This is a genomic window from Streptomyces sp. NPDC107517 (assembly GCF_055582645.1).
In genome coordinates this window covers 24602-33040 of record NZ_JBVJPM010000046.1, presented here as the reverse complement: position 1 = coordinate 33040, position 8439 = coordinate 24602, and the positions used below count along the sequence as shown (strand labels likewise).

Genomic DNA, 8439 nt, shown 5'->3' with positions numbered 1-8439 from the left:
GCTGCTCCTCCCAGGCCTTGCGGAAGGCGGCCGTGACCGAACGGGACGAGGACGCCTCGCCGGGGAGTACGGACGAGTCGATGTGCAGCAGCGTGACCATGGGCTCTCTCCAAATGCTGTGCCCCAGGCCGGGATGCCGCGGGCTGGGGATTCGTTGCCTTCTCAGAAATAGTCAAACACATTACGGTCGCGAGTGATACTATCTCGATCACAACGGAAAGGTGCTGTAGAACAGATGGGAGGGAGGCTTCATGGACGTCTACGAGGCGGTCACGAGTCGACGGGCCGTGCGCGGATTCACCGACCAGCCGGTTGCGAGGCAAGTGCTGGAGCGTGTCCTGTCCGCAGCGTCCTGGGCGCCGTCCGGATCGAACCTCCAGCCGTGGCACGTCTACGTGCTGACCGGCGCGCCGCTGGCCGAGGTCAAGAAGCGCGCCGGCGCGCGCCTGGCCGAGGGTGACCCCTGGGACGAGCCGGAGTACCAGCAGTACCCGCTCACCCTGAAGAGCCCCTACCGCGAGCGCCGGTCCGCCTTCGGCGAGCAGCGCTACGGGGCGCTCGGCATCCGGCGCGAGGATCTGGAGGCGCGCCAGCGGGCCGCGTCCGCGAACTGGGACTGCTTCGGCGCGCCCGCCGCCCTCTTCTGCTACATCGACCGCGACCTGGGGCGGCCTCAATGGTCCGACGTCGGGATGTATCTGCAGACCGTCATGCTGTTGCTGCGCGCCGAAGGGCTGCACAGCTGCCCGCAGATGGCCTGGGCGAAGTTTCACCGGAGCGTCGCGGAGGTCGTGTCACCCCCGGACGAACTCATGCTCTTCTGCGGCATGTCGATCGGCTTCGAGGACGTCACGGTGAGTGACGCCCGTACGGGCCGGGCGCCCCTCGACGAGACGGTCACGTTCGTGGACGGCTCCTGACGCCGCAGGCCCAAATCCGCTGCCACCCCTGCTCTCTACCGGCGTAAATAGCTGTTTTTGTGCCATATTGCGCACATATCCCCGACGAAAGGCATGTCATGAAGTTCGCAGTCATCGGTGGTACCGGACTGATCGGTTCGCAGGTCGTCAAGGATCTGAACGCCGCCGGTCATGAGGCGGTACCGCACTCGAAGTCCACCGGAGTCGACGTCATCACCGGCGAGGGACTGGACGAAGCGGTAGCCGGAGCCGAGGTCGTCATCAACCTCACGAACTCCCCGACCTTCGACGAAGCCTCCCCGGCCTTCTTCCAGACCTCCATGGACAACCTTCTGGCCGCGGCCCACAAGGGCGGCGTCGGCCACTTCGTCATCCTCTCGATCGTCGGCACCGACCAGGTCCCGGAGCTGGACTACTACCGGGCCAAGGCGCTTCAGGAGAGCATCCTCGCGAACGGTCCGGTCCCCTTCTCGATCGTTCGCGCGACTCAGTTCATGGACTTCATCGACGCCGTCATGTCCTGGACCACCGACGGCGACACCGTCCGGCTGCCCGCCACGCCGATCCAGCCGATCGCCTCCAAGGACGTTGCCGACGCGGTAGCCGAGGTCGCTGCGGGCGCCCCGCTGAACGGCATCCGCAACATCGCCGGTCCCGAGATCTTCGCCCTGGACGAGCTGGGCCGGATCACGCTGTCCCGCAAGGACGACAACCGCACCGTGGTCACCGACCCGACCGCAGGCATGTTCGCCGTCGTCAACGGAGACGTCCTCACCGACAAGGACGCCCACCTCGCCCCCACCCACTACGCAGACTGGCTCTCCTGACCCACTCGCGCCTTCCCGGGCGCGCGGGCAGCACGAGAACAGGCCCTGGCCGTCATGGACGACGAGAAGAACTCGGCCGGGGCCGTCTCGGTGACACGGGGGCGGCGCCGTGGAAGACGATGGAGGACCTCGGGCGGCACGAGGTCGCCGCAGCGCATGATGTCGAGGTTCCTCATGACGTCATTGCGCAGCCACGACTCCTGCGTCTCCCCTTCACGGACATCGGGGACTGCGGCAACTCGTCGATGTTGCCGAAGACCGCGCCGTAATGACTCGACACAGTCCGCGCTCAGGAGCGCGTTGTCGCAGGATTCCGGCAGCTCGGCGAACTGATCGGCCATCTGCTATCCGGTCTTGAGGCAGTAGCCGTGACCTGAGTACCGGAAGCACTTCTCGTCCGGTACTCCCGCTTCCGGTTACGACTTCTCCTCCCGGTTACGCCGTGAGGAAGGGGCGCCGTACGCCTCGATCCCGAGGGCCGGCCTGACGTCGCACCCTGCATCCGGGGAGCGCCGGACGGCGTTGCCAGGAGCGCCTGCGCGCGCCGCGGCGCCTCACTCGCTCCTAAGCTGGAAGCAGCCCGCACACCGGACCGGGGAGGCCGCAGATGGCCGAGACGTACTTCGAACAGCACCCGTCCCAAGGCCCCCGCTACCTGCCGATCGCCGAGCACGGACTCATCGGCGACCTGCGCAGTGTGGCCCTGGTGGGCACCAACGGCACGATCGACTGGTACTGCTGCCCCTCCTTCGACTCACCGAGCGTCTTCGCGGCGATCCTCGACGCCGAGCGCGGTGGCCGCTTCGAGCTGGCCGCCGCCGTACCCGCTCGCACCAAGCAGTTCTACTTCCCCGACACCAACGTGCTGATCACTCGCTTCTTCACCGAGGAGGGCGTCGGCGAGGTGCAGGACTTCATGCCCGTGAGCTGCGACGGCTCGGGCGAGGCGCCCCGGCACCGGCTGATCCGGCGCGTGGTGTGTGTGCGCGGCACCGTGCCGTTCCGGTGCCTGATCGCCCCGCGGTTCAACTACGGTGCCGATCGGCACACTCTGCGCTCCCTGGACGGCATGATCCTCTTCGAGTCCCCGGAGCGGTCCCTGGCGCTCACGTCCACCGTCTCGCTGGAGAGCGACAGCAGCGACGCGTGGGCCGACTTCAAGCTGAGCGAGGGGGAGACGGCGGTGTTCGCCCTCGACCAGCTCGGCGACCAGGTGATGCCGCGGGGCTGCGCCCACGCCGAGGCCGAGCACGAGTTCAACGCCACCGTCTCCTACTGGCGGCGCTGGCTGCACGACTCGCATTACCGGGGACGCTGGCGCGAGATGGTGCACCGCTCCGCTCTCACCCTGAAGCTCCTCACCTATGCCCCGACCGGCGCCATCGTCGCCGCACCCACCACCAGCCTGCCCGAGCAGCTCGGCGGCGAGCGCAACTGGGACTACCGCTACGTGTGGGTCCGCGACGCCGCCTTCGCCGTCTACGCGCTGCTCAGGCTCGGCTTCAGCGGCGAGGCCGAGGCCTTCATGAAGTTCCTGACGACGCACATCAGCCCAGGAGCCGGCGCCGGCTCCGGGCCGCTCCAGATCATGTATGGCATCGACGGCCGCTGCGACCTGCCCGAACGTGCGCTGTCCCACCTGGAGGGATATCAGGGCTCCGCACCGGTCCGGGTCGGCAACGCCGCCGCCGACCAGCTTCAGCTGGACATCTACGGCGCCCTGATCGACTCCATCTACCTCTACGACAAGTGGGCGCAGCCCATCTCCAGCGGGCAGTGGGACGACGTGTGCCAGTTGGTCGACTGGGTGTGCAAGAACTGGGACCAGCCCGACGAGGGCGTCTGGGAGACCCGAGGCGGCCGCAAGAACTTCCTGTACTCGCGGCTGATGTGCTGGGTCGCGATCGAGCGGGCCATCCGTCTCGCCAACCACCGCGGTCTGCCCGCCGACCTTCGCCGCTGGCGTCAGGCCCGGGACGCCATCTACCGACGGATCATGGACCACGGCTGGTCGGAGCGCCGGGGCGCCTTCGTGCAGTACGAGGACGCCGACGTGCTCGATGCCTCCGTGCTGATGATGCCGCTCGCCAAGTTCATCGCCCCCACCGACCCGAAGTGGCTCTCCACCTTGGACGCCCTCACCGAGGACCTGGTCTCCGATTCCCTCGTCTACCGCTACGACCCGCAGGTCAGCCCCGACGGGCTGCGCGGCGACGAGGGAACCTTTTCCATCTGCTCCTTCTGGTACGTCGAGGCACTGGTCCGGGCCGGTCGGCTCGACGAGGCCCGGCTGGCCTTCGAGAAGATGCTCACCTACGCCAACCATCTCGGCCTGTACGCCGAGGAGATCGGCCGCACCGGTGAGCAACAGGGCAACTTTCCGCAGGCGTTCACCCACCTGTCCCTGATCAGCGCGGCCTTCAACCTCGACCGCGCCCTCGGCTGAGGCTCGGCTGCCCTGCCTCCTTCAGGCCACCGAGGTGGTGGCCTGAAGGCCCGCTCGGTCGATCTGGTCCCCGAGCCGCTGAGCTTTGACCTTCAGCCGCGACCGCTGCTCCGAGTCGGTGGCTCGATCAGCTGCCTGGACCAGGTCATGGGCCGTGCGGCGCACGCATGACCTGGATGCGGTTGCCGGCGTCGTGCGAACCGCCCGTAGTCGCTCCCCCTGGGGCGCCTGCACAACAATCCGTATCAGCAACGCAACGCTCAGACACTCCCGCACCTTGAGGGTGACGGGCTCGCCGCAGCACCGCCCAGACCGGACGCCGAGCCTCTCACTGGAGCGAGGAGCGACCCTCGTCAGGGGCCTCGCCGCCCGCACCTGAGCGGCCCTCGCCACGACCCGCTGGGACACCGGCTCCGTCCCTGGTCACGGGCTCCTCGTCGGTGGCTTTCCGAGCCCCCTAAAGCTGCACGTTTCTGTGCGTGGCGCTTGGAATCGTATGGGCGTCGCGGTGGCGCGCGATGCTGTCGGATCGTGGACACGGAGATGCGGGAGCAGCATGGAAGAGAAGGTCTCGACCAGCAGGCGTCCTGAGTGGGCTTGCGCTGAGGAGGGAGCTCTCCAGGATGGATGTCCACGCGCCGCGCCCGGAAGGGGAGGGGGACGCCGGGGCAGGGCCGGCCCCGCCGGGAGGGTTGCTCGATCTGCTCAGCGTGGCTGCGGTCGTTCTCGATGCCAGTGGTCGGATCGTGTTCTGGAGCCCGCAGGCCGATGAGGTGTTCGGGTACACGGCCGAGGAGGCGCTGGGCCGGTACGCGGCAAGGCTGCTGGTCCACGAGGAGCAGCGGGACCTGGTGGTCAGGCTGTTCGCCGAGGTGATGGGGACCGGCGAGAGCTGGGCGGGCGCGTTCCCGATCCGGTACAAGGACGGCAGTACGCGCCTGGTGGAATTCCGCAACATGCGCCTGGTGGACGACCTCGGCGACATCTACGCCTTGGGCATCGCTGCTGATCAGAGCACCTTGCAGCGGATGGAGACCGACCTGGCCCTGTCACAGCGCCTGATCTCGCAGGCCCCCATCGGCATCGCCCTGCTGGACACGGACCTGCGCTATGTCCTGGTCAATCCGGAGCTGGAGCGTATCAACGGCATACCGGCGGCCGATCACCTCGGCCGGCGCCCGCATGACATCCTCACGTCCCTCGACGTCGACTCGATCGAGTCCGCGATGCGACGGGCGCTGCTCACCGGCGCTCCCCTGATCGACCAGCACACCGTCGGCCGCACCCGCGCCGATCCGGACCACGATCACGCATGGTCGGTGTCGCACTACCGGCTCGAGGACGCCGGCGGGCGGGTGATCGGTGTGGCGAACTCGGTCATCGACGTCAGCGAACGCCACCGGGCAGCTGCCGAGGCGGACCGGGCCCGGCGCCGCCTGACCATGATCGCCGACGCGTCCGCCCGTGTGGGCACGACCCTGGAGATTCAGCACATCGCCCAGGAACTGGTGGGGGTAGCGGTGCCGGACCTGGCCGACGTGGCGTCGGTCGATGTCCTTGACGACGCTCTGGCCCTGCGCCACTCCCCGCCCACCAAGGGCTCGGAGCTGTTCCGCTCGCTTGCCGTGGCCGCGGCCTATGCGACTCCAGCCGCCGGTGCCATGCAGGCCGTCGACCGCGCCCCGTACGACGCGGACCGGCTGATCACCCAATGCGTTCACACCGGATGGCCCGTCCTCGTCACCCACGCCGGACAGAAGGATCTGGAGCACATCGCCCCCGGCACCGACAGCGCGGCAATCTTCGCCCAAGCGGGCATGCACTCCTACCTCGCGGTCCCGCTGATCGCCCGAGACGAGGTCCTCGGCGCGTTTGCCCTGCTGCGGGCCCGCAATCAGCTCCCGTTCGACGAGGACGACGTACTGCTTGCCGTGGAGCTGGCCGCCCGCGCCGGCGTCGCCATCGACAACGCCCGCTTGTACCAGAGCGTCCGCAACACCGCCGAAACCCTCCAGCGCAGCCTCCTGCCCGGCGAACTCCCACAGCCCACCGGCCTGAACGTCGCCTCCCTCTACCAACCCGCGCAGGCATACAGCGAGGTCGGAGGCGACTGGTACGACGTCATCCCCCTTGCGGGAGACAAGACCGCACTGGTGATCGGTGACGTCATGGGCAACGGCATCGACGCCGCCGCCGCCATGGGCCGCCTTCGCACCGCCACAAACGCGTTCGCCGACCTCGACCTGGCTCCCACCGAGGTCCTGCGGCACCTCGACAAGATCACCTGCGGGCTCGAGCACTACATCGCCACCTGCATCTATGCCACCTACGACCCGCACACTCACCGGTGTCACATCGCGAACGCCGGACACCTTCCGCCCGTCCTCGTCTCACCCGGACGGCAACCTCAACTTCTCGAGCTGCCCCCTGGGGCACCTCTCGGTGTCGGCGGTGTCCCCTTCCACACCACCGCGTTCGACCTGAATCCTGGCGACCGGTTCGTCCTCTACACCGACGGCCTCGTCGAAACCCGCCACCAACCCATCGACGAGCGCCTGAACACTCTCCTGCACACCTTGGACGAACCCCGAAGACCGCTCGACGAAACCTGCCGGTGGCTCCTTGACACCCTGCGCGACCCGGACGACCACGACGACGTCGCCCTCCTCGTCGCGCAAGCCACATCCCTGGCCTCCCAACCGCACCCGACCTGAGCCGAGGCCCCATCCGATGGTCTCGTTGTCAGATGGTGGATGGGCGCCGGCTTACCGGGGGCGCCCTTCGTTCCCCCTGGTCCGGGCGAGCCTGGGACGGGCACGAGATTCGGCGGTCGGACGAGGAACTCCGTGGACCGGCCGCCGTGTGCGGGTGGGCACGTTCGGTGGACCTGCCGGTCCGTCGGCTGCGCAGTGCCCGATGCCGTCACTCGCAGGGTCCGTCAGTCCGGCGGCTCCGTCGGGCGAGGCCGGCCCGGCTTCGGCTCCGGAGGGTCGGGCTCATCCGGGCTGGGGGGCGAGGGCGGCTCAGGTGGCGGGACGGGTGAGCCGGGCGGTGTCGGGGGATCCGGTGGGGTTGGCGGCTCGACGGGTTTCGGCCCATCGGGCGGTTTGCCGGGGTCCGGGGGTTCTGGGCGTGGCGGGCCTTCGGGCGGCGGCACGGGGGCGACGTCGGGGTCGGTTGGTACAGGCACAGTTCCCATGATCACGGCTCCTACCGGCCGAGGCTGTGTTCGAGGTGCGATGAGGATCGCTTTCGCGGCGCCGGCTCGCGGCCTCGCGCACCGCTCCGTTCAGCCCGATCCGGCGGCGGGCGATCAGCGCGAGCCGGTCGCCAAGGGCGCCGAACGCAACAGCGCACGCGCGCCCGATGCCACTGCTGGTGCCGGTTGTCACCACCGTGCGGCAGGCGCCCGCGTGATGTGTCCTACGGTGCGGGTTTCCCTGATCAACGTCGGCAAACGGCCGTGGTGACCGTGCCGTGGGGACGTGCCGATCGTAGGGTCGAGAACAGGCAGACGAGGCACGAGCGAGGGAGGCGGCCGATGCCGGTCGTGACGCTGCTCCATGCCGACGGGCCTCCGCTCGTCATGAGCTACTGGCGCCCGATCGCCTGGACCGAGTCCCATGCCCAGTGCGGTCACACTCGGGCGATGACGCACATCCACGGAGTGAGAGGCAGGCACGGTGACCAGTTGCTGGACAACGTGCCTGGCCACAACGAGGACCGTGGCGTGGCCGGGGCGGCCACAACGTCGAATCAGGCATTGTTTGCCCGAATCTGGCCCGACCTGCAGGCCCTTGGCAGTGCGTCGTGGATGCCGCTGACGCTGAAGAGGCCCGGCTGGACGAATGGCCTCGCTTTCTCTGTCTCGGTGAGGAACCTTGCGGTGACGTGCGGTGTCACGGATGCGGATGAGGTGCTCGACGCCGGTAGCGCAGCGGAGGGTGTGGACACGGGCAAGCCCGCCCCCGATCGCAGGCCTGGTGCTCTGAAGAAGGCGGCCGTGGGGTCGGCCCAAGCGCTGTTCGCCGGCGACAGCCCCACAGGGCGTGCAGGCTGCGGTCCGGGCCAAGGTGCCGTTTGTCGCGCTGCCGTCCCGCGGGCTCGAGGAGCGGGCCCCGCGCGCGGTCCGCGTCTGGAAGGCTACGTCGGTGTTGCCGAACTCCTCGCCTGTCTCGACGGCAGTGCGCTCGCATACCCTGCCGGGCGCGCGCCCGAATTCGTCCGGCCGCAGTGCCGTGCGTGA

The 8439-nt window shown here is 68.8% G+C and carries 7 protein-coding genes and 1 pseudogene; 6 read left to right on the top strand and 2 right to left on the bottom strand.

Translation table 11 applies throughout. From position 1 onward, the window contains the following. Positions 1-100: pseudogene (locus tag ACZ67T_RS42970) on the bottom strand (FMN-dependent NADH-azoreductase); the annotation flags it as partial. 151 nt (positions 101-251) lie between these two features. On the opposite strand from ACZ67T_RS42970, the gene ACZ67T_RS42965 reads away from it, so the two are divergent. The 3 genes from ACZ67T_RS42965 (at position 252) to ACZ67T_RS42955 (ending at position 4193) form a co-directional block, all read left to right on the top strand. Beyond that, positions 252-920 (top strand): nitroreductase, encoded by a 669-nt coding sequence (locus ACZ67T_RS42965; protein ID WP_469992098.1) that lies wholly within the window; start codon positions 252-254, stop codon positions 918-920. A 98-nt stretch (positions 921-1018) separates the two neighbouring features. Next, a complete protein-coding gene (locus ACZ67T_RS42960; protein ID WP_469992097.1) occupies positions 1019-1747 on the top strand; it encodes an SDR family oxidoreductase in 729 nt (242 codons plus the stop codon). Between the two features lie 607 nt (positions 1748-2354). Continuing rightward, the gene (locus ACZ67T_RS42955; RefSeq protein WP_469992095.1) at positions 2355-4193 is read left to right on the top strand and encodes a glycoside hydrolase family 15 protein; all 1839 of its coding nucleotides are present in this window, start codon (positions 2355-2357) and stop codon (positions 4191-4193) included. Between the two features lie 21 nt (positions 4194-4214). On the opposite strand, the gene ACZ67T_RS42950 is transcribed toward ACZ67T_RS42955, so the two are convergent. Then, a complete protein-coding gene (locus tag ACZ67T_RS42950) occupies positions 4215-4358 on the bottom strand; it encodes a DUF6381 family protein (RefSeq protein ID WP_469992093.1) in 144 nt (47 codons plus the stop codon). Positions 4359-4816: 458 nt separating this feature from the next. On the opposite strand from ACZ67T_RS42950, the gene ACZ67T_RS42945 reads away from it, so the two are divergent. From ACZ67T_RS42945 to ACZ67T_RS42935, 3 genes are all read left to right on the top strand, one after another. Further along, positions 4817-6907: a SpoIIE family protein phosphatase gene (locus tag ACZ67T_RS42945; protein ID WP_469992091.1), complete on the top strand. Its 2091-nt coding sequence runs from the start codon at positions 4817-4819 to the stop codon at positions 6905-6907. Positions 6908-7432: 525 nt separating this feature from the next. Continuing rightward, a complete protein-coding gene (locus ACZ67T_RS42940) occupies positions 7433-7663 on the top strand; it encodes a hypothetical protein (RefSeq protein ID WP_469992089.1) in 231 nt (76 codons plus the stop codon). Between the two features lie 71 nt (positions 7664-7734). Then, entirely contained in the window at positions 7735-8439 is a 705-nt protein-coding gene (locus ACZ67T_RS42935; RefSeq protein WP_469992087.1) for a hypothetical protein, read from the top strand.